Here is a 19,741-nt window from a genome sequence, read left to right on the forward strand (position 1 = left end):
TTAAAGAAGATACAAAAATATTGTGGGGCGATGAAATGTTAACGAAGAAAAATCGAGAAATAATAGAGCAGGTAGAATTAGTAAGCATCGATAGCTTAGTACCTCAAGACCATCTCCTTAGGGCAGTAGAAGAAAGCATCGACTTTAATTTCATTTATGATGAAGTAAAAGACCTATATAGCGAAAATACAGGAAGACCTAGTATTGACCCGGTAGTGTTAATTAAGCTACTCATGCTCCAAGCATTGTATGGAATCCGCTCCATGCGCCAAACCATCAGAGAAGTAGAAGTCAATGTAGCTTACCGTTGGTTTTTAGGCTATGGATTACAAGAAAAAATACCTCACTTTTCAACTTTTGGAAAAAACTATGAACGGCGGTTTAAGGAAAGTGATCTATTTGAAAAGATATTCGAGCGGGTGTTGATGGAAGCAATAGAATGCGGGTTTGTTAAAACAGATGCAGTATTTATTGTTTATTGCATAATTAAAATGGACAGAGTTGCAAAATAAAATCCCCACTTTTGCAACTCAAAAATCCCCAAATTTGCAAAGGTCATTGCAGGCACCCCTAAAAACCTTTACCCTTGTAGTTAGGGAAATCTTAACTGCAAGGGAGGATTGGAGGATGCTCACAATGACCCATATTGATAATATCAGAAAAGCGTTCTTTATGAAAGGGCAAAATATCAGCGAGATAGCCCGGGAATTCCAAAAAGACCGAAAAACTATACGCAAGTATATTTATCAAGAAGACTGGAACACCAGGGTTAAAGTTGAAGAAGTTAAACATACCTTCCCAAAACTCGACCCTTTCAAGGCGGATATAGATCAGTGGCTTGAAGAAGATAAAAAAGCTCGCAAAAAGCAGAGGCATACCGCCAAAAGGATTTATGACAGGCTCTGTGAAAAATACCAAGATAAGTTTAACTGTTCTTACCGCACCGTAGCAGGCTACGTAGCCATGAGAAAAAAAGAATTGTACCAGGACAACTCATGTCGTCTGCCGCTGGAACATATCCCGGGTGAAGCGCAGGTGGATTTCGGTGAGGCAGACTTTTACGAAAACGGGACGCTGCATCACGGATTTTATCTGAACCTGTCGTTTCCCTACAGTAACGTAGGATATACCCAGCTTTTCAAGGGAGAAAACCAGGAATGCCTGTTTCAGGGACTTAAGGACATATTTGAACACTTGGGGGGAGTACCCCGTAAGCTATGGTTTGATAACGCCAGCACTATCGTGAAACTCTCGAAAAATGGAGAGCGCAAACTAACCGACGCCTTCCTGAGGTTCAAGCAGCACTATGGTTTTGAAGCGGTATTCTGTAACCCTGCTTCCGGCCATGAAAAGGGTAATGTGGAAAACAAGGTGGGATACCACCGGCGCAACTTCCTTGTCCCGGTCCCCAGGTTTGAAAAGCTGGAGGATTTTAACCGCGAACTTTTACGATTGTGCGACCGGGACATGCACCGCGAACACTACCGGAAGGAGGCATCCATAGCCGAACTTTTTAATGAAGACCGTAAGGCTCTGCTTGAGCTGCCTACCGTTCCTTACGAGGTAGCCGGTTACATAACAGTCAAAACCAACGCCTACGCCAAATTCAGCTTGAACGGTGGAAAGCACCTATACTCTACCGCCCCCAAATACGCCAACAGCCGGGTGCTTGTAAAGATAACAGCCCATGAGGTCATACCGCTGGATGAGAGCCACCGGGAAATCGTGCGCCACCGGCGGCTTTACGGGGACAACAAGCAAGAAAGCATGGACTGGCTGCCATATCTTACCCAGCTTTCCCGCTGTCCGGGAGCCCTTAAGTATTCGGGAATATACAGCATGCTGCCGGACCCACTCCGGGAATACCTCGACGGCTTAAGCAAAAGTGAGCGCGGCAAAGCGCTCAAGGCTTTGGCTGTGCTTTGTACCAAAAGCAGTTTTGAACAGGCTGTGAACGCTGTAGCCGAGGCTCTCCTTTACGGAGTGCAGGATTTAGACAGCCTCGTAGCCATCCATAACAGGATAACGGGTATAACCCCGCAGTTGGAGCCGGTAAAGATTCCGGAAGGGGTTCCTGAACTCACTGCATTCCGCTTCAATGCAGAAGACTATGACAAAGCCTTTCTGAAAGGCGGTGCCAATTTATGCTGAAGGACGAAATCGCCGCCTGCTGTAAAGCATTAAAACTCAGCCGCAATCTAGTGGAAAACTGCGACAAGATCGAGGCTCAAAGCCATGAAGAATACCTGCTGAAGCTGCTAAGATTAGAACTGGAGCACAGAGACGCAAGTCGAAAGGACAGGCTTTTGAAAAATGCGGGCTTTTACACGATAAAGACCTTTGCCGGCTACATATTCGATGAAATCAAACTCCCGCAGGGGCTTACACCGCAGGACCTAAAAGATTGCAAATTTCTCGAAGAAAAGAAAAACCTGATCCTTTACGGCAACGTGGGAACCGGCAAAACCCATCTTGCCACCGCCATCGGTGTGGAGGCCTGTAAAAAAGGCTACAACGTAAAGTTTTTCCGCACTGCAGCGCTGGTAAACCGGCTGGTGGAAGCCCGGAAGGGAGGTGAACTTTCCGGGTTACTGAAACAGCTTTCCAAACCAGATCTTCTGATCTGCGACGAATGGGGCTATGTTCCTTTGGACCGCGAAGGAGCGCAGCTACTTTTTCAGGTGATTTCGGACTGCTATGAACGTCGCAGTGTAGTAATTACCACTAACCTGGAATTCAGCCGCTGGGCGAGCATTTTCTACGATGAGCAGATGACAGCAGCAATGATTGACCGGCTAATACACCACAGTTACCTATTGATCTTTGATGGTCAAAGCTACCGGATGAGGCAATCACTCATGAGGCAATTAAGTTAACATAAAAATTCCCCACCGGTGCCTGGGGAAAAACCTTTGCAAAAATGGGGAATTTCCTCTTGCAAAAAACAGTATTTATCGATGCTACTCACATAAAAGCCAGTGCCAATAAGAATAAATATATCGAGAAAGTCGCTAAGCAACGGACTCAAAAATATAAGAAAGAACTTTTAAAAGAAATCAACGCCGAACGGGAAGCAAACGGTAAAAAGCCCTTTGAAGAAGAAGATGATGATGACGATAACAACAAAGGAGAAAATAGCTCTAAAAAAGTCAGGGTAAGCACCACAGATCCTGAAAGTGGGATGTTTCAAAAAGGGGAAAAAGAGCGCTGCTTTGCCTACACAGCTTCTGTAGCCTGTGACCGGAACAACTTTGTCCTTGGTGTCAAAATAGCACCTGGAAATGTTCATGACAGCCAGGTATTCTCCGATTTATTTCAAGAAGTAAACGATAAATTTTCTAAAATAGAGGCGGTAGTGGTTGATGCAGGCTACAAAACCCCCGGGATATGCAGAGAAATCATTGAGGCAGGAGCGCTTCCCGTTATGCCCTACAAGAGGCCGATGACCAAAGATGGCTACTTTAAAAAACGCGAATACGTCTATGACGAATATTATGATTGTTACATATGCCCCAACAACCAAATATTAGAATACAGCACCACCAACCGGGCGGGATACCGGGAATATAGGAGCAACCCCCAAATATGCTGTAAATGTCCCATGCGCCTACAGTGCACCAAAAGTAAAAATTACACAAAAATCATAACTCGGCATATATGGGAGCATTACATAGAAATAGCGGAAGATATAAGACACACCCAATGGGGTAAAGAACTATACAAAATGCGCGGCCAGACCATCGAGCGGGTATTTGCCGATGCGAAGGAAAAGCATGGCATGCGCTATACAAATCTACGAGGCTTGAGGAAAGTTGGACATTACCTCACGCTTCTTTTCGCATGCATGAATTTAAAAAAGCTGGCTTTATGGAAGAAAAGACGGGGAACGTTTCCGCCAACAGTCCCCGCTTTACATTCGTTTTTCTTAAAAATTTTCTTCGCCTTCAACAAAAAGCCGCTTTTAGGTTATGCATCCTAAAAGCGGCTTTGTCTACAAGCTGAGGGGGTTATTAAAATAACCCCCTATTTTCTCTTATATATATAGAGAGGGCTAAATATACAAGCTGGAAGGAGGTGGATAATGATGATTCCCTCCACTTAACGCCTATACAAGTTATATTAAAAAAGCTCGTATTATGGCTTGGTTTATTACCGGTTTGCGTCACGAGGCTATCTGGCTAGCGAAGAAGCATAGGCGGCTAAAAGAGCACGAACTGCTAATCCTCAACAACCTAATCAGTCAAGACGCCAAAAATGATGAAACTGAAAGGCTGGATACTGTAGCCGCCACAGATAACATCCTTGCAGAAGTAGAAGAAATGGTTTTCCTCCAGGAGACCCTCTCGTTGCTAACACCGCAATAACAGAAAGTTATTACAGCAACAGTCCTTGAGGAACGCATAGAGCAGGATGTGGCTAAAGAACTTGGGATGTCACAACTAGCAGTACACCAGATGAAAGAACGAGCGTTGAAAATATTGCGGAAACATTTTGCAAGGTGGAGCCCACCGCCAAGTAGAGCCTCATCCAGAACGGATAATGACCCCTAAATCTTCTTCTGAGGATATCTTCTTAAACTATCAAAAACTATCAAATTAAAAGGAGTGAATATCTATGGCTTATGATTTTGCTTATCGCAGAATAAAAACTTCTTCGACTGGTTATCGTAAAATTGAAGCAACGATCACGTTACCATCTCTAAATGATATAAATATTGAAAGTGGTGCTGCATTGTATGAATACCTTGGTTGTGATGGTTCAACATTTGATTTTGAATTTGGTTTTGGTTTAGCGCCATCTGATGGTTATAGCACAAAATATGGAATCTATCGCAGTATTAATGTAGGTGGAAGTGATTGGCAATGGATACCAGGGTATACCTTTGATCCAGGTTCAACTTATAGACTTCTAATTGCTGCCGAAAATGGATACATTAAATGTTACGTTTATAATGCAAGTGGTACACTCTTATACTCCAACAATTTTACCGTTAGTGGAATTAGATTTGATGGTTCAGGGCAAAGAGTTCGTCGGGTATCTACTTTATTAGTACCTTCAGGTGGTTCAGCAAATGTTAATAATAACCGATGGATAACCACATTGGTAGGAACACCGACAACTTTTGTTAATGCTACAAGTTCTAACTGCACGGCAACGAATGAAACAAATCCATCTGGACAACCCTGGATTTCTGTAACCACATTTAACACTTACTATAATGAGAATATAAATCTAGACATTCGTTAAAAACATCTAGCGCACCGTTTTTCGGTGCGCTCCTTTTTAGTGTGCAGAATCATTTTACCGTGTTCATTTTATGTCCTATTTTGACCATAGCTGGAAAGACTGAGCTATCTTTTGAAGTTCTTCAGGAGCAGCAGGATTATCGTAAATAATAGCATTAGCTACTGTATGGTACCCCATATACTTTATAGCTTGCTGATAATTATTGTTAACTGCCTGCAATAAAGTGTCATTATGTATTTGAGTACCCCACTCTTTTATGAAGAACTGATAATGATTCTGGATAGCTTTACAAGAACCTTCGACTTGTCTATTTCGTTCGGCTATCCATTTATTGGCAGCTTCAGGGTTTGGCTCACCTTTATATATTGCGTCAACCCACTTAATAAAATTCTTTATATTAGAAGCTGAATTTGCTAATAAACTTTTTAAATGAGTAATTGTAACATTATTTTTTTCCGCATCCCAATGTACACTTGAACCAAATGTTTCTGAAACGAACCTTACAGGTACCAATATTCTACCTTTAACTACTTTAGCTGGAACGTCGATTTCCACGGATACCCCGTTTTTATAGGCTGTCTTTTTACCAATGGCTAATTTGACAGCTTCATTACCTCTAATTGCCATTACTGATTTAGTAACGCCATCCCACTCTACAGTTGCTCCTAAAGCCTCAAAGATAGCTCGGAGTGGCACTAGCACCCGACCGTTTTCAAGAACCGGTGGAACATCAAATTGAAGATGCTCGCCATTAAGAATTATATCAATTGGTTGAGCCGCCATAATACTAGTTGGTAAACTAACTATAAGAAATATTGCAAACACTAAAGATAATAAGCACTTATTCACTTTTAGAACCTCCCTCAAGAAATTTTTCTAAAGTGTATAGATGAAGGGGACCACTATAACTATGACGGCAAAGAACGAAATATATTCAAACTCGATTAACTCTACCTCTCCATTTCTCCGGTATAGGCATTTACGTAATAGATCTCGCCGTTTTCCAGTTCCACCTTCCAGACCGGGGCCGCCTGCCAGCGGTCGGCGTTGTAAAATTGCGAGTAAAATCCCTGTTCCACCTTTTCTATTACCACCGGTTCCCCGGATTTTCTTTCGGCATCCACCCTCAATATTGCCGTTATGGGCGGTATTACCTCCCGCTTCTTTCCCCTGAACTCCAGGGGTTTGAGCCAGTTCATAGAAAAATTCGTGACGCCGCAGGGTGTAACCATGATGTCTATGTAACTGTTGGCTATAAAAAATCCTTTGTAATCCCTCACGTATTCGATCAGATACCCTTTTCTCTTGGGGTCGTATGTGACGGTGTTCAGCCTTGCGTCTTCCGGGAAAACGCCGTGGGTTTTTAGAAAGCTTTCTGCCACCTCAAGGGCCTTTTGTTCATCCAGGTTTTTAAAAATCTGCTCGGACCTTTTGTCTTGGTACGTAACGGTGCCATTATCCATCACCACCAGCTGCCGCTTATCCAGCAGAAATTTTTTTCCTCCGCTTATCACCTCGACCCGTGGCACTTCTCCGCCGAAAAACTGCCGGATGATGCTTTCTTCCCGGACCGGCTGATAGCCAATCTCCAGGAAGGAAACGGGTACCCCCTCTAGGGGAATTTGGGTTTTCAGGATTATTCCCTTGCTTTCGAGAAAAGTCTTGATTTTCTGCTGCTGGCTTTCTTCAAGGGTAAAGGCTCGCCGCGGTACGGCCCTGATATACAGGCTTACCGCCAGCATAACGTTTAGCACAAGAAAAGATACGACCAGGATCCTTACGGCTTTTCTCCAGTCCATACGAAATCCATCTCCGAGTCAGTTTAGATTCATGATCATCCCGTTTCTCGCATCAATAAAAATCTTCCCGTCCTTTGTGTCCACGATCCATACCGGAATAAGGATGTTTCCTTTTGAGGTATAAACAAGTCGCAAGGATTTTATTTCTTTTTGACCTCCGGCGACGATGGCGGCATCGAGAGCCTGTATCGGCGATATCGGTTGGATTTCTTCCAATACCCCGTCTTCCCTGACGAGTCTGCGGTAATACCCGGATACCTGATTGCCTTCTACGGTCACGGTCAGGTAGTCCTTTTGCTCTACCAGGGGAAGACCTTTCACCCGTACTCTGAAATTAAAGGTATACATAGGCGCCTGGTCACTCGAGATTTTATAATCGGAGAGGTATGCGCTCCTCGGCCACCCGCCGTGGGCGTTAACGAAATCTACGGCTAAATTCAGGGCTTCGTAAAAGCCCAGCCTGTGCTTTTGATCGCCCGGTACCGGCCTGCTGTACTCGACGGCACCGTCCGGATATATCCTGAGGCCTCGACTCCCGTCGGTGTATATTACGGCTCCGTCCCTTTCCTCGATCCTCCGGGTTATTGAAAAGTCGGGGAAAAATTCCGCTATGAAGCTTTGCCCCGGCCTTTTTTCAGGTTTAAAGGTAAATACGGGCAGCCGGTCTTGGGTGTCTGAAAGCGTCACGTACATGCCTTCAGCAAGCTTCAGGTTTAGCCGGGCGGGTGGAAGATAAGCATAAAGGGGCGGATTTTCGGCACTCAATTCATCAAGGAGCTGTCTGAGATCGGAGCTGTCCGCTTTCTTTTTAAGCCTGAAAAATCCTCCACCGGCCTCCTTTAAAAATACGGAAAGGCCATCGTCCTCCACTATTACAATGGTGTCTACCAGGCGGTCCTGGGAGATGGCCTGTTCATCCCCTTTTATATTCAGAACTTTTGTTAAAAAATTAACAGGCAGAGGGGTTGCAAAAAAAAGCTCGAGCCCTCTTTTCTGCTGAAATTTTTCGGCGCTAAAGCCGGCTTGCTTAGCTTCTTCGTGCCACTCGTCAGAAAGGGCCGTTCTTACGAAACTCCAGATTTTTTCGTAATAAGGAGAAGACTGGTTTATCAGGCTGTGGGTGTTCTGACCAAAATGCAGCACAAACCTGTCGGGCGCCACTACATTTGATAGGTCCACGGCCTTCAGAGCGGTGATTTCCGCCTCTATGGCGTCCGTCCCTTCGGGGAGCCGCCACCAGGTGAGGCTGGAAAGCAAAAGGCTGATGCTAACCAGTCCTATGAGCAGGACGCCCAGCAGGAAATCCCTGTTGTTCACGCCAGCACCGCCTCTTTATTTGAGGATGAGCAGTTTCAGCACCTGGATTATAGAATCTATACTTTCCAGCTTCATAGAACTGTCGATCCTGTACACGATCCGGGAAATCGCCTTCGTTTCCCCAGAGGGGAAAACCGCCTTTACGGTTATCACATTTTTGCCGGTTTTAAGGTCCACCCGGGTCACAAACAGTCCGGACGCTCCGACTTCAATGCTCTCCTTCTTTTCACCGTTCACCAGCACTATTACCGATGTATCCGCAAGGGCTTCGCCAGATACGACCGTAAAGTCCCGGATGGTTATCGTGTTTTCCCCGGGTTGGTTGAGGACGAGTGTGTCCTTGGCGGCGGCGAAAGATAAAAGAAAAACGGTTATCAATATGGCTACCGCTGTAATCCTGATTAGACTTTTCATGTTCTTTCCCTCTTTACAGTATATTCTTCCTAATCATAGTGTAGCTCATAAATATTACAAATATATTACGCGGAAATTACGTTTAATTTACACCACTATGGCCGGGAGTTTGATAATGACTTCGGTACCCTGCCCCAGCTCGCTTTCTACCTTTATCTCTCCTTCATGGGCCAGAACGATCTCCCGGGCTATAGAAAGTCCCAGGCCTGTGCCCCCCAGCTGCCGGCTCCTGGTCTTGTCAACCCGGTAAAAGCGCTCGAAAATGCGCGGCAGGTCTTCCTTAGGTATTCCTATACCTGTATCCCTTATGGAAACCTGCACCTGACTCCCCAGGTTTTCGGCTTTTACGAAAATCCTGCCGCCCTCTGGGGTGTATTTTATGGCGTTGGAGAGGATATTCTGAAATACCTGCTCCATCTTGTCACTGTCGGCAAAAACTTTTGGCAGATCCTCCGGCAGGTCGCATTCAAGCTCGAGGCCCTTTTTTCTGACACTTACCATCATTTTGGATATTACGGCGGTCAATACCCCGTCTATCCTGATGGGCTTCTTGTCCCAGTTGGTTTCCCTGTTGTCCAACCGGGAAAGTTCTAAAAGGTCGTTCACGAGCCTGGTCATCCTATCCGCCTCGTCGTTTATCACGCTCAAAAACTGCCGGGCCACCGATGAATCGTCAAGGGCTCCATCCAGCAGGGTTTCCGCGTAGCTCTTGATCGTGGTGAGGGGTGTTCTGAGCTCGTGGGACACGTTGGCAACGAATTCCTTCCTCATTTCTTCCAGCCGCTGCTGTTTTGTTATGTCCTGTAAAAGCAGGATGTAACCCGTCACCCTGCCGTCCCCGACGAGAGGCGCAAAAATGGCTTTCAGGGTACCGTCCCGCACCTTGACCAGGACCTCCAGTTGGGTTTGCTCTGTCTTTTGGAAGTCTTCCGGGTTTATTTTGAAAATTTCCCTGAGTTTTTCGGCAAAATCCTGGCCCAGCTGGTCCTCTTCCAGCTGCAGCATCCGCCTGGCTGCCGGATTGATGTGTATCACCTCGCCCCGACCGTTTAATGCTATGACTCCGTCGGCCATATTGGTGAGTATGGCTTCCATTTTCTCCTTTTCTTCGGATATCACCTCAAGGGTGGCTTTCAGCCGTGAGGTGAGAAAGTTGAACATTTCGGTGAGTTTGCCTATTTCATCATCGGATTTTACCTCAATCTTCTGGTCAAAGTTGCCTTCAGCCAGTAGCGCCGCCCTTTTTGTCACTTCCTGAATGGGGCCGGTTATGGTCCGGGAAAGAGCGTAACCCAGAAAGCCGGTTATTGTCAAGGCTATGGCCGTGGCTATGAAAAGGATCGCTTTTATATTGTTCAGGGTTTCGTAGATATCCTCCATGGAGGTTATGAGGTAGAGTATTCCTACAACAGTGCTGTTGTTTTTTATGGGATAGGCCAGGTATTTGTAGCTTTTTTTGGTATCCGGGTCCTGGCGGATGTCCTCCGCCTGCTCTCCAAATGTAGCCCGTATTATTTCCGGAGCAAGGATCCTCGAACCCTCGCGAAACTTCTGTTTATCGGTGGAGGCAATTACTGAAGCCTTGTCGTCCAGCACTACTATGTATTTTATGGTGGGGGCCACCTGTTTTATGTACTCCTCTATGGTGGAATCGTTATCCGAAAGTTTTTCTCCCGAAACAAGGTGCCTCACCAGCAGAAAGTCGGATATGAGCTGGGCGTTTATTGTCAGGCTCTCTGTCAGTTTCCTGTCGTGATACTTCTCCAGAGACTGCATCAGGTAAAAGCCCACTACTTCCATGGCGAGCAGGATAAGCAGTATGTATATTGTAACAAGCTTACCTTGTATGCTCTTGAACAACCAAAATCACCCTAGTTTCTGTTAAAATAATATCCCACCCCTCGCTTCGTCTTTATATATGAGGGATTGGATGGGTCATCTTCTATCTTTTCCCTGAGCCTCCTGATGGTTACGTCGACGGTGCGGATATCGCCGTAGTATTCGTATCCCCAGACTTCTTCTAATAGCTTTTCCCTTGAAAAAACCTGCCCCGGCTGGGCGGCCAGGAATTTCAAAAGCTCGAACTCCCTGAAGGTGAGCTCCAAGGTATTGCCCTTTTTTCTCACCTGAAAGCTTGCAAGGTCTATTTCCAGGTCCTTCACCTTCAATAGCTTTTGTTCTTCAACGGGATTTGAAAGCGTCAGCCTCCTCAAGTTTGCCTTAATCCGGGCCATGAGCTCCCTCATGCCGAAGGGCTTGGTTACGTAATCGTCAGCCCCGAGCTCCAGGCCCAGGACCTTGTCCACTTCCTCACCCTTAGCTGTCAGCATGATGATGGGACAGGCGAGTTTTTCCCTCAACTTCTTACACACCTGAAATCCGTCCTGCTTGGGCAGCATTACATCCAGCAGTATGAGGTTCGGGTTTTGGGAAAAGGCTACCTCGATTGCCTCTTCGCCGTCGTAAGCGGCGATTACTTCGTATCCTTCCTTGGCAAGATTATATTTCAGTATATCGACTATGGGCTTTTCGTCGTCCACCACCAGTATCTTTTGACCCATAATATCACCTCTAAGTTCCTATATACGCCATCGATAGAATTTTTCCTTCATTCAAATTTATCATCCAGCCCTGGTACCGATGAGCACTAACAACACACCCGTGAAGATTATCAGCAACTTTGTAGTGGACACTTTCCCTGCCATTCCGAAAATACCTATAAGGCTTACGGCAGTAAAAATCAGGGGACCGACAAGGCCCAGCAGGGCGTTTATTCTGAGGGCAGCCTCCACGCTCTTGAGCCTGAGAAATATCATTGCGGCTGTGAATTCTATGGTAGCGGATATAAACCTCATGACAGCCATGGCAAAAAGGAGTTTTTCCATGGGCTGAACTCCCCTTTATCGTTTAATATATAAAAAGCACGCGGGTACTTTTAATATATGCCGTCCCGCGTGCCGAAATACTCCCAAAAAGGGTCAACGGAGGGTGGCATCAGCCCATTTGAGCCTGATGGCGGGCTCCCTCACGGGCTCCTTTCCGGTATCGGCCTCCTCTCCTATCACCCGGCTGACCTCAGTAAAAAAGTTTCTGTAATCGGCATCTTCGCACTGCCTGGGCCTCGGAAGGGGATTGGTGATAGTGGCCTTGAGGCCTCCGGAGGCCATTACCAGGATTCTGTCCGAAAGCTTAATGCACTCGTCGATGTCGTGGGTCACAAATACGATGGTTACCCCGGTTTTTTCCCACAGTTTCAGGAGCAGATCCTGCATGGCCCTGCGGCCGAAGGCGTCAAGGCTCCCGAAGGGTTCGTCCATGAGTAGCACCCTGGGATTGACCGAAAGAGCTCTGGCCAGGAAGGCCCTCTGCTTCATGCCCCCCGAGAGCTGATAGGGGTAGCAATCGGCCCAATGGGACAGCCCCACCAGTTCCAGGTAGTAACCGGCCCTATCCCGCAGCTCCTTTGCCGCCATGCCTTTATGTACCGATTTCATGGCGAAGATGATGTTGCCCCTTAAAGTGAGCCACGGGAACAGTTGGTCAAGGCCCTGGAATACCATAAACCTGTCGGGGCCGGGACCGCAAACTCTTTTACCGTCCAAGCAAATTTTCCCGCAGTCGTACTTTTCAAATCCCGCAATGCACCTGAGCAAGGTGGTTTTTCCGCACCCGGAGCGTCCTATCACACTCACCAGTTCCCCTTCTTTTACGGAGAAACTCACGTCTTTTATCCCGGCAAAGGCCTGCCCGGAAGTCCCGTATATTTTTGTAAGGCCCGTTACTCTGATCAGCGGTTTCAATTTCGCTTTCCCCCTTCAATCGGCCACTATCTTCCATTTTCTTACGGTTCGGTTTTCGACCGTTGTAAATATGAGGTACTCGACAATCAATCCTATGACTATGATCACCAGCATTCCGGCGAATACTCCCGGTGTCTCCATCATGAACCTTTTTTTGTAGAGGTACCATCCCAGTCCTCCATGGCCTCCGGCGGCACCGAATACGAGCTCCGCCGCCACCGAGGCCTGCCACGCCCTGGCCCACCCGCTGCGAAGCCCGCCGAGGATATGGGGGAAGGAGGCTGGAAGCATCACGGACAGCACCAGTTTAATTCCGGATAGCCCGAGGTTCCTCCCTATCTCCAGCTGGTTTTTAGGTATGGACCGGAAGCCGGTGTAAAAGTGATTGGTCAGCGGCCATACTGCTGAAAAAACTATTACGAACAGCACCGCTTTGACCCCTATCCCGAACCATAAAATGGCTACGGGAAGTATGGCTATTCCCGGCAGAGGGTGCATTATCGCCATAATATCGGTTATTACCCCAGGAAAAAGCCTCCCGTTCATGCACAGGAGTGTGAGCACCATGGCCAGAACAACCGCCGTGGAAAGGCCGGTGCCTATTATCCTGAGGGAAAAGAGGACGTTCTTGAGAAGTTCCGCCCTTTCCGCCCAGAAGGAAGAAATTACGCTTGAAAGGCTCGGCAGGAGAAGCTCGGAGTAACCGCCAGCGATTCTTACCGCTTCCCACAGGACCGCAAGAGACAAGAGAAAGGCGGCCTTTGACAGCAGTTTCTTCATAATCATCCTCCTACCTGGCAAGCTGCATTTTTTCAAGCTGGCACGGCTCCCCTTCTCTCTTGCCCACAACGGCCAGCACGTTTTCCCAGGCTATTTCCGAAAGGTCCTTGGGCACTTTCGAAATATAGCCGGCCTTTTTCATGAATTCGGCAAATCCCAAAAGGCCGTAGGGTGCCGTTGTGAAGTTGAGACCTTCACTGGTGAGGTATTGGTAAAGCTTTTCTTTTTCAATTTTAAATTCCGGAGCTAATAATTCGGCGGCTTCCATCTTGTTTTCATTGATCCAGTTCATGGCTTCGTTCAGGCCCATAATGAAGGCTGCATAACCGGCCGGATGCTTGTCGTGGTAGTCTTTCGTCACCAGCAGCACGTTGAAATTGAATTCTCCGCCGAAAGCTTCAAATCCGTCCAGCACCACGTGGTAGCCGGGTTGGGCCAGTTCTTCGAAAAGGTACGGCGGTGTCGTGAAGTGGGCCACCACATCCTTTTTGCTCAGCATGGCCTGGGTCCCGTCGGGGTGAGGCAGTGCCACCAGGTTATCGTCTAAGGCCTTTGGATCGCCCAGCTCCTTTTCCAGGGCCATGGCGAGCAATATGTGCTGAACGCTACCGGGCGAAGGTACTGCTATTTTGTGCTGTGGCTTGAAATCCTTTATGCTCTTGATGTTCGGATCGTAGGTTACGAGCTGTACCGGGCTCACCGTGTATCCCGCCGCTATTTTAGCGGGCATTCCCTTATCCCAGCCTATGAGAAAGGGCGGTATTCCCATGAACGCTGCGTCCAGCTCCCCCGAGGCCATGGCTTCCCTGACGGCACCTCCAGAACCTAAGGTAACCCACTCAACTTTCAGGCCGTATTTGGAGAAGAAATCCTTCTTTTCAGCCACCATAAGGGGCGCGTACACAAGGCCGAACTGCTTTGCCACCCGGATAACTTCCTCACCGGAGGAATCCTGAGTTCTCCCGGTGGAAGCATCCCCGGCCCCATCGCCGCAGCCGGATAGCATCAAACCTGCGGACGATAAAAGTAGCAGCGTAAGTAGCAGTGACAGGGCTCTTATAATTCCCTTCCGCCTCATCAGCCTATTCCCCCTCCAAAAAAATAATCTATATCCATAATATTTTTCAGGCACCCTTTTGGTGAATTATTTAACAACACTTCAAATATACTTTATTGGAGATCGTGTCGGGGAGGCTCTCGGTTTGAAACCATCATCGATAATTTTTTTAATCCTGGCGCTGGGGTACCTGGGTAAAAACCGGCTCATCCTGGTGTCATCAGGAGTGCTGCTTTTGTTTTCATACCTGGGCCTGCTTCCCAAATCCACCGAGGCCCAGAACATAATGCTCGACCTTGGAGTGATATTATTGGTCATGGGCATCCTCTTGCCCCTTTCCACCGGGGAGGTCTATGCGAAGGATGTATACAGGAGCATTTTTACCCTTGAAGGGCTGGTTATCTTCCTGGTGGGCATAGCATCGGCGGTGATGGCGCGGGACGGCGTCGACCTTTTAAAAGAAAACCCCGGCATAATGATATGCCTTCTCATGGGTTCTATCGTGGGCACCGCTTTTTTCAAAGGCCTACCCACCGGCCCCCTGGTGGCGGCGGGGCTTGCAGCGTTCATCATAAACCTGCTGAGGAGAATGTAACTGGGATCGCCCTTGCGCGGTGGTGGCACAAAAAATCGCTGAGGTGAAAGGCCTCAGCGGTTAAACAATAAAAGGGCTGCAATTATGCAGCCCTTCATGTCCTATTTTCCAAGATAAAGTAGCGGGTTTTTGGGTGTTCCGTTCACCCTCACTTCAAAGTGCAGGTGCGGCCCGGTGGTCCTCCCGGTGCTGCCGACGGTGCCCAGAACCTCACCTTTTTCAACCCTTTCCCCCACCGATACGGATATGGTGTTCAGATGGGCGTAATAGGTTTCAAAACCTCCGCCGTGGTTTACTATGACCAGCTTACCGTAGCCGCCGTTCCATCCGGCGAAGGTGACAGTTCCGACGTTGGCAGCTCTCACCGGCGTCCCCGTACCGTTGGCTATGTCAAGGCCGGTATGGTACTCGCCCCCTCTTTTACCAAATCGCGAGGAGATACTCCCGGTTACGGGCCAGATAAATCTTCCGCTGCCGCGGTAAGCCACTTCGGACTTGGTACCTCGAGCCAATATCCTGGCTGCCGGCTCCTTTATTACCTTTACTTCGAGAGGCTTCTCGCTCACCCGGACCCCGTTTTTATAGACAAGTTCGGCCGAAACCTGCTTTACGCCGTTTTTGCCGGGTTGCTTTACAACCTGCTTCCCTTCCCAGAGCGAGCTATCTTTCACTATCCGGGTCTCATAGGGTATCGGTTTTTCGAATGTAACCCTTTTTACAACGGTGACGTTCAATAAGGGTTTTGCTTCCTTCAGATAGATCACGTCACCCGGTGAAATGCTATCGGCGGATTTCAGTTGGGGATTAGCCTCAATCAGTTCGTTGAAGGAAATGCCTTTCTTTTGGGCTATGCTCCAGAGGTTCTCCCCCTGCCCGACGGTATGGGTCCTGGTCTCAGTAGTCCCGTTTAAAATCAGGTTTTTGGCTTCTTCCAAAGTCATAACCTGCTTTATCTCCAGGTACTTCTCGGCCAATTTAACCCGGTCGGGCACCTCTACGCGGACCAGTTCTCCCGGAACTTGGCTGATGTAGTGGTCCTTTACGGCCTGCAGGACCGCTTCAGCGGTTTGCTTGTCTTTAACAGCGGCCACTGCTTTATCGTTGATTATTATAACAACGGCTTTTACCCTTACCGAAATTAACTCTTGCAGTTTATTTAAAAGCTCCTCTTCGCCGAGCAAATCACCGTTTTCCGATTTTCCCGGCGCTACTTCTATGTTTTGGACCAGCTGGATTTCGCTACCAAGTTTTTCCCGATAGCTTTCTATAAGCTTTTGCTTTACATTTTCAACTACCTTTTTATTCTTTACGTTGCCCAGAAATTTGCCATCGATGGTTACCGCATAAACCCTGCCGTTTAATGAGGTGATCAGGATGATTAAGGCCACCGCAGCAAGGACGCAGGCAACGGCCAGCGGTTTCTTGCCCTTTAACCCTTTCAGGTCCGGTAATTTCATCCTCCTACTCCTTTCACTGTTTTGTTCCATGGTCAGCGGAATTTGCTAAAATTTTGTAATAAAGTTGTAACAGAAATGTAATATATTCTATTCTATAAATAATTATTTTTTCCTTCTCCCGCTCTCATTTTTTTATACAGTATTTTTTACCATAGATAAAAACTAATTCCGTTTAAGATAATAATTCCCAAATTTGCTATAATTATGCTTAATTCTATATTTGAGTTTTTTTCTTGAAGCAAAACTGCCATCGTTATAATTTATTATTGGGAGCTATATACCAAACTCATGGAATTAGCGAGGTGGTAATAAGCACTTTCGGCGATTAAGATAAAAAAGCTGCCGAACACTGAAAAAGGTCATCTCACCCACAACAGTCCGGCAGCGAACCTTGTCAGTATAGAACTTGTCTGAAAAAACAACAATATGCTCCGCCGCTCGCCTTTTAAGGCGCCATCTCCCCTCCGATTAAGCTCAGGCAGCGTCACGCTCCTGCAGGCGCCCCGATTTTTTCAGCATATCGTAAATTATATTGCTGAAATCGGTGCCCATTACGCGGTTCACGGCTTTCACGAAATCCTCGGTGGTTGCGTTGCCGTAAGCATTCTCCCGCAAATAAAGGCGAAGCACTTGCCGCAACTTGGTCTTACCCAGGCGGCTCTCCAGCTCTTTTAACATTATTGCCCCCTTCTTATAGACGGTGGCATCGTACTCGCCCCAACCGGCGAACTGGGGCAGGGACCTGAGTATGGGGCCCGAGTTGTTCCCGAGCTCGAAGAACCGGTAAGGGTATACGATGAAGTCCTGATATACTTCGCCACCCCTTCTCCTTCCATACACCCCCTCGTAATAAAGCACCGTGGAGTATTCAGTCAAGGCCTCGTCCAGCCAAGGCTCCTTTACCTGATTGTTGCCTACCAGGCCGTACCACCACTGATGGGCGGTCTCGTGGGCGACCACGTATTCCAGGAGGGTTTCGTCGTCGAAGAGGTGCCAGTCGATCAGGACCAGATTGGGGTATTCCATACCTCCGATGTAAAAGTCCGCCGCTACGATGGAGTATTCCTCGTAGGGGTAAGGACCGAAATAATCGTTAAAAAACCGGATGGCCTGCTTGCCGAATTCCAAGGCCTTTTTCGCCGCTGCTTCATTACTTCCGAAATAGTACGTGGATACCTTTACGCCGTCAACCTTACCGGACAGCACCTTAAATTCGGAACCTGCCATCCAGGCGAAATCCCTCACCAGATCGGCCCTGAAGGTCCATTTCGTCCGGTCGCCTTCCCGGATTTTTTCTACAAGCCTGCCGCTGGCAGCGATCGTATAGCTGGATGGGGCAGTTATGCTTACGGTGTAGACGGCGGTTTCGCTGTAAAAAGGATCCCCGATGGAGTAATAGGGGTCCTTGTTCCAACCGTTTTCATCGTAGACGCACAGGATGGGGTACCAGTTGCCGAAATTGTAGGTGTTCTTTCCGTGGCCGAAGCGCCCCAGGGAAAAAGGGATCTTTTCTTCAAAATCCATTTCTATTTTGATTTTCTCCCCGGATTTTAAAGGTTCCGGCAACGTCACCTTTAAAACGGTGCCTTCGGCGCGGTACTCCAATTTCTTACCGCCCGCCCTCACGCCAGTCACGTTTAAGTACCCTTGCGAAAAACCTTCCGGGTAGGCGTATTTCAATTCTTCCGCCGGGAAGGGCGCGCTTTCGATTGACCTGAAGGCGTTGGGGTAAAGGTGAAAGTATACTTCGCGAAGCTCGCCGGCGGTGTTATTGTGAAAAACTACAGTTTGCTTGGCCGTGATCATTTCTAGAGCTGGATCGAAAACCACCCGGATATCGTATTCCGGGCAGGTTTCCCTGACCTCCCGGGCCCGGGCTTCGTAATAGCCTTCGAAGCTTGAGCTCTTTTGGTAGATAATATAAAAGGCGAAAGCTGCAGCGGCCAAAAGCAGCGCTGCAGTAATCAGCTGTTTCTTTCTGTTCACACCCATCTACCCCGGTCTCATCATGTTTGATACTATAAATTATATTTGAGACACCAAAGTAATATTCTCCTTCATTTTACCAAAATATTTATTACACTGTAAAATTCTATGTTGTTAACCACGCAAAACCTTTTCTTTAAAGTACGCTTCTGCGGCCTGATCCCGGGATGAGCAGCATAAACTTTTCTCTGTAAAAAAGCTATTTCGGGGAGCCTTCATCGCTTTCTTCTTGCTGCTTAAGATGTACACATATTCACAGGTTTATCCACAGCTGTGTACAAAAAAAACTCTGAAAAAGGGGTATTACTGAACACGATATCTTTAAAAATCATTTCATTCTACTCCATAATTTAATTCTTTTAAAACATTCTTCTTTGGGAAGAAACCGTTTCTGTTCCAGCATCAAATTCAGTGATTTTATTTTGTTTTTCACCATTTCATCCATAATCCATGGAGTTCCGTGTACACTTATACCTTCTTTTCTGGCTAAAAAACGCAAATTTTTATCTCCTGTAAGTAATGCCACATGTTTATATTTTGCTAAAACAAAAACAGATAAATCAGGAACTGATAGTTTATTATTTTGCTGTCTTAACTCATATATCTGTCTAATTTGAAAGCTTGACAGTCCTTCTACATTTAGACCGTACTTTACTAGATCCATATTATTACGTCTTTTAAATTCATTATAAACTAGTTCGGTCGTTATAAAGGTATATGGACAATTGCGTTTTTTCTGGTGGATATGGGTCTCCGGGCTCTTATTTAAAAAGTTCTGCTGCTAATTTATCTGATATTATGTTTAAGTCTTTAGCTCTATAGATCCAACCTTGCATGCTTAATTCGTATTTGTGTTTCAATAGATGCAGTTCATAAAGGTTAATTGAATGACGCTTTTTCCCCAACTCTTGAATAACCATCTTTTTCGGAACTAAAAAAGCACCCGCGAAACGATGGGCAGCTTTTTCTAAATCTATTCTTTCATCTGCACTTTCATCAGCCTCTATTATTAAGTGTCCGTTCGTGGGCTAAATTAAAACGTTGTCTATCCCCGGGTAAGTCTTTTCTGGTCACCATAATAGGCCACGTTTCTTTTTGTAAAATTATACAACTGTCAAAATCGTCTAATCCTTCAATTAACCCAACCTTTATTCCTTTTCCCTCAAGTAACTCAGTTAAATTATTGATAGGACCTGTACCCAGTTCCCACTCATCCCTCAGAGTTTCAGCCAATTTTTCTATGTCGTCGAGTTTTTTAATTCGCTTAGGTAAGGTTGGTGGAATCCGGC

At 46.8% G+C, this 19,741-nt stretch carries 19 protein-coding genes and 1 pseudogene; 6 read left to right on the forward strand and 14 right to left on the reverse strand.

Features of this window, described 5'->3' with window-relative positions:
* Positions 1-35 precede the first annotated feature (35 nt).
* From TOCE_RS11225 to TOCE_RS12200, 5 genes and pseudogenes are all read left to right on the forward strand, one after another.
* A pseudogene (locus tag TOCE_RS11225) lies at positions 36-473 on the forward strand (transposase); the annotation flags it as partial.
* A gap of 163 nt (positions 474-636) precedes the next feature.
* Positions 637-2,151 carry an IS21 family transposase gene (gene istA / locus TOCE_RS11230; protein ID WP_083768520.1) on the forward strand — a complete coding sequence of 505 codons (1,515 nt, stop codon included), beginning with the start codon at positions 637-639 and terminating at the stop codon, positions 2,149-2,151.
* On the forward strand, positions 2,145-2,876 hold the full coding sequence (gene istB, locus TOCE_RS11235; protein WP_013275115.1) for an IS21-like element helper ATPase IstB: 732 nt from the start codon (positions 2,145-2,147) through the stop codon (positions 2,874-2,876). The genes istA and istB overlap by 7 nt, the downstream gene beginning before the upstream one ends.
* Positions 2,877-2,935: 59 nt before the next feature.
* Complete coding sequence (locus TOCE_RS11240) at positions 2,936-3,979, forward strand: IS1182 family transposase (RefSeq protein WP_049817926.1); 1,044 nt, start codon at positions 2,936-2,938, stop codon at positions 3,977-3,979.
* A gap of 635 nt (positions 3,980-4,614) precedes the next feature.
* Entirely contained in the window at positions 4,615-5,247 is a 633-nt protein-coding gene (locus TOCE_RS12200) for a hypothetical protein (RefSeq protein WP_013276947.1), read from the forward strand.
* Between the two features lie 75 nt (positions 5,248-5,322).
* Here the strand turns inward: TOCE_RS12200 and TOCE_RS11250 are convergent, their stop codons facing one another.
* From TOCE_RS11250 to TOCE_RS11295, 10 genes are all read right to left on the reverse strand, one after another.
* Positions 5,323-6,096 (reverse strand): copper amine oxidase N-terminal domain-containing protein, encoded by a 774-nt coding sequence (locus TOCE_RS11250; RefSeq protein ID WP_013276948.1) that lies wholly within the window; start codon positions 6,094-6,096, stop codon positions 5,323-5,325.
* A 101-nt stretch (positions 6,097-6,197) separates the two neighbouring features.
* Positions 6,198-7,046 (reverse strand): two-component system regulatory protein YycI, encoded by an 849-nt coding sequence (locus tag TOCE_RS11255; RefSeq protein WP_013276949.1) that lies wholly within the window; start codon positions 7,044-7,046, stop codon positions 6,198-6,200.
* A gap of 18 nt (positions 7,047-7,064) precedes the next feature.
* Positions 7,065-8,363, reverse strand: a complete 1,299-nt coding sequence (locus tag TOCE_RS11260) for a YycH family regulatory protein (RefSeq protein WP_013276950.1) — start codon at positions 8,361-8,363, stop codon at positions 7,065-7,067.
* Between the two features lie 15 nt (positions 8,364-8,378).
* Entirely contained in the window at positions 8,379-8,777 is a 399-nt protein-coding gene (locus TOCE_RS11265; protein WP_013276951.1) for a hypothetical protein, read from the reverse strand.
* A gap of 87 nt (positions 8,778-8,864) precedes the next feature.
* Positions 8,865-10,637, reverse strand: coding sequence for a two-component system histidine kinase PnpS (pnpS, locus tag TOCE_RS11270; RefSeq protein WP_013276952.1), 1,773 nt, complete (start codon positions 10,635-10,637; stop codon positions 8,865-8,867).
* A gap of 11 nt (positions 10,638-10,648) precedes the next feature.
* A complete protein-coding gene (gene yycF / locus TOCE_RS11275) occupies positions 10,649-11,338 on the reverse strand; it encodes a response regulator YycF (protein ID WP_013276953.1) in 690 nt (229 codons plus the stop codon).
* Between the two features lie 60 nt (positions 11,339-11,398).
* Positions 11,399-11,662, reverse strand: coding sequence for a YqhV family protein (locus TOCE_RS11280; protein WP_013276954.1), 264 nt, complete (start codon positions 11,660-11,662; stop codon positions 11,399-11,401).
* A 93-nt stretch (positions 11,663-11,755) separates the two neighbouring features.
* Positions 11,756-12,577, reverse strand: coding sequence for an ABC transporter ATP-binding protein (locus tag TOCE_RS11285; RefSeq protein ID WP_013276955.1), 822 nt, complete (start codon positions 12,575-12,577; stop codon positions 11,756-11,758).
* A 15-nt stretch (positions 12,578-12,592) separates the two neighbouring features.
* Positions 12,593-13,357, reverse strand: coding sequence for an ABC transporter permease (locus tag TOCE_RS11290; RefSeq protein ID WP_013276956.1), 765 nt, complete (start codon positions 13,355-13,357; stop codon positions 12,593-12,595).
* A 10-nt stretch (positions 13,358-13,367) separates the two neighbouring features.
* Positions 13,368-14,435 carry an ABC transporter substrate-binding protein gene (locus TOCE_RS11295; RefSeq protein ID WP_013276957.1) on the reverse strand — a complete coding sequence of 356 codons (1,068 nt, stop codon included), beginning with the start codon at positions 14,433-14,435 and terminating at the stop codon, positions 13,368-13,370.
* A 124-nt stretch (positions 14,436-14,559) separates the two neighbouring features.
* On the opposite strand from TOCE_RS11295, the gene TOCE_RS11300 reads away from it, so the two are divergent.
* A complete protein-coding gene (locus TOCE_RS11300; protein ID WP_013276958.1) occupies positions 14,560-15,009 on the forward strand; it encodes a DUF441 domain-containing protein in 450 nt (149 codons plus the stop codon).
* 101 nt (positions 15,010-15,110) lie between these two features.
* On the opposite strand, the gene TOCE_RS11305 is transcribed toward TOCE_RS11300, so the two are convergent.
* From TOCE_RS11305 to TOCE_RS12995, 4 genes are all read right to left on the reverse strand, one after another.
* Positions 15,111-16,466, reverse strand: coding sequence for a M23 family metallopeptidase (locus TOCE_RS11305; RefSeq protein WP_013276959.1), 1,356 nt, complete (start codon positions 16,464-16,466; stop codon positions 15,111-15,113).
* 474 nt (positions 16,467-16,940) lie between these two features.
* Positions 16,941-18,458, reverse strand: a complete 1,518-nt coding sequence (locus TOCE_RS11310) for a M1 family metallopeptidase (protein ID WP_013276960.1) — start codon at positions 18,456-18,458, stop codon at positions 16,941-16,943.
* A 322-nt stretch (positions 18,459-18,780) separates the two neighbouring features.
* On the reverse strand, positions 18,781-19,197 hold the full coding sequence (locus TOCE_RS11780) for a PIN domain-containing protein (RefSeq protein WP_483754787.1): 417 nt from the start codon (positions 19,195-19,197) through the stop codon (positions 18,781-18,783).
* A gap of 16 nt (positions 19,198-19,213) precedes the next feature.
* A complete protein-coding gene (locus tag TOCE_RS12995) occupies positions 19,214-19,462 on the reverse strand; it encodes an ImmA/IrrE family metallo-endopeptidase (protein WP_425358486.1) in 249 nt (82 codons plus the stop codon).
* Positions 19,463-19,741 lie beyond the last annotated feature (279 nt).

It is taken from the genome of Thermosediminibacter oceani DSM 16646, from assembly GCF_000144645.1.
Taxonomy (GTDB): domain Bacteria; phylum Bacillota; class Thermosediminibacteria; order Thermosediminibacterales; family Thermosediminibacteraceae; genus Thermosediminibacter; species Thermosediminibacter oceani.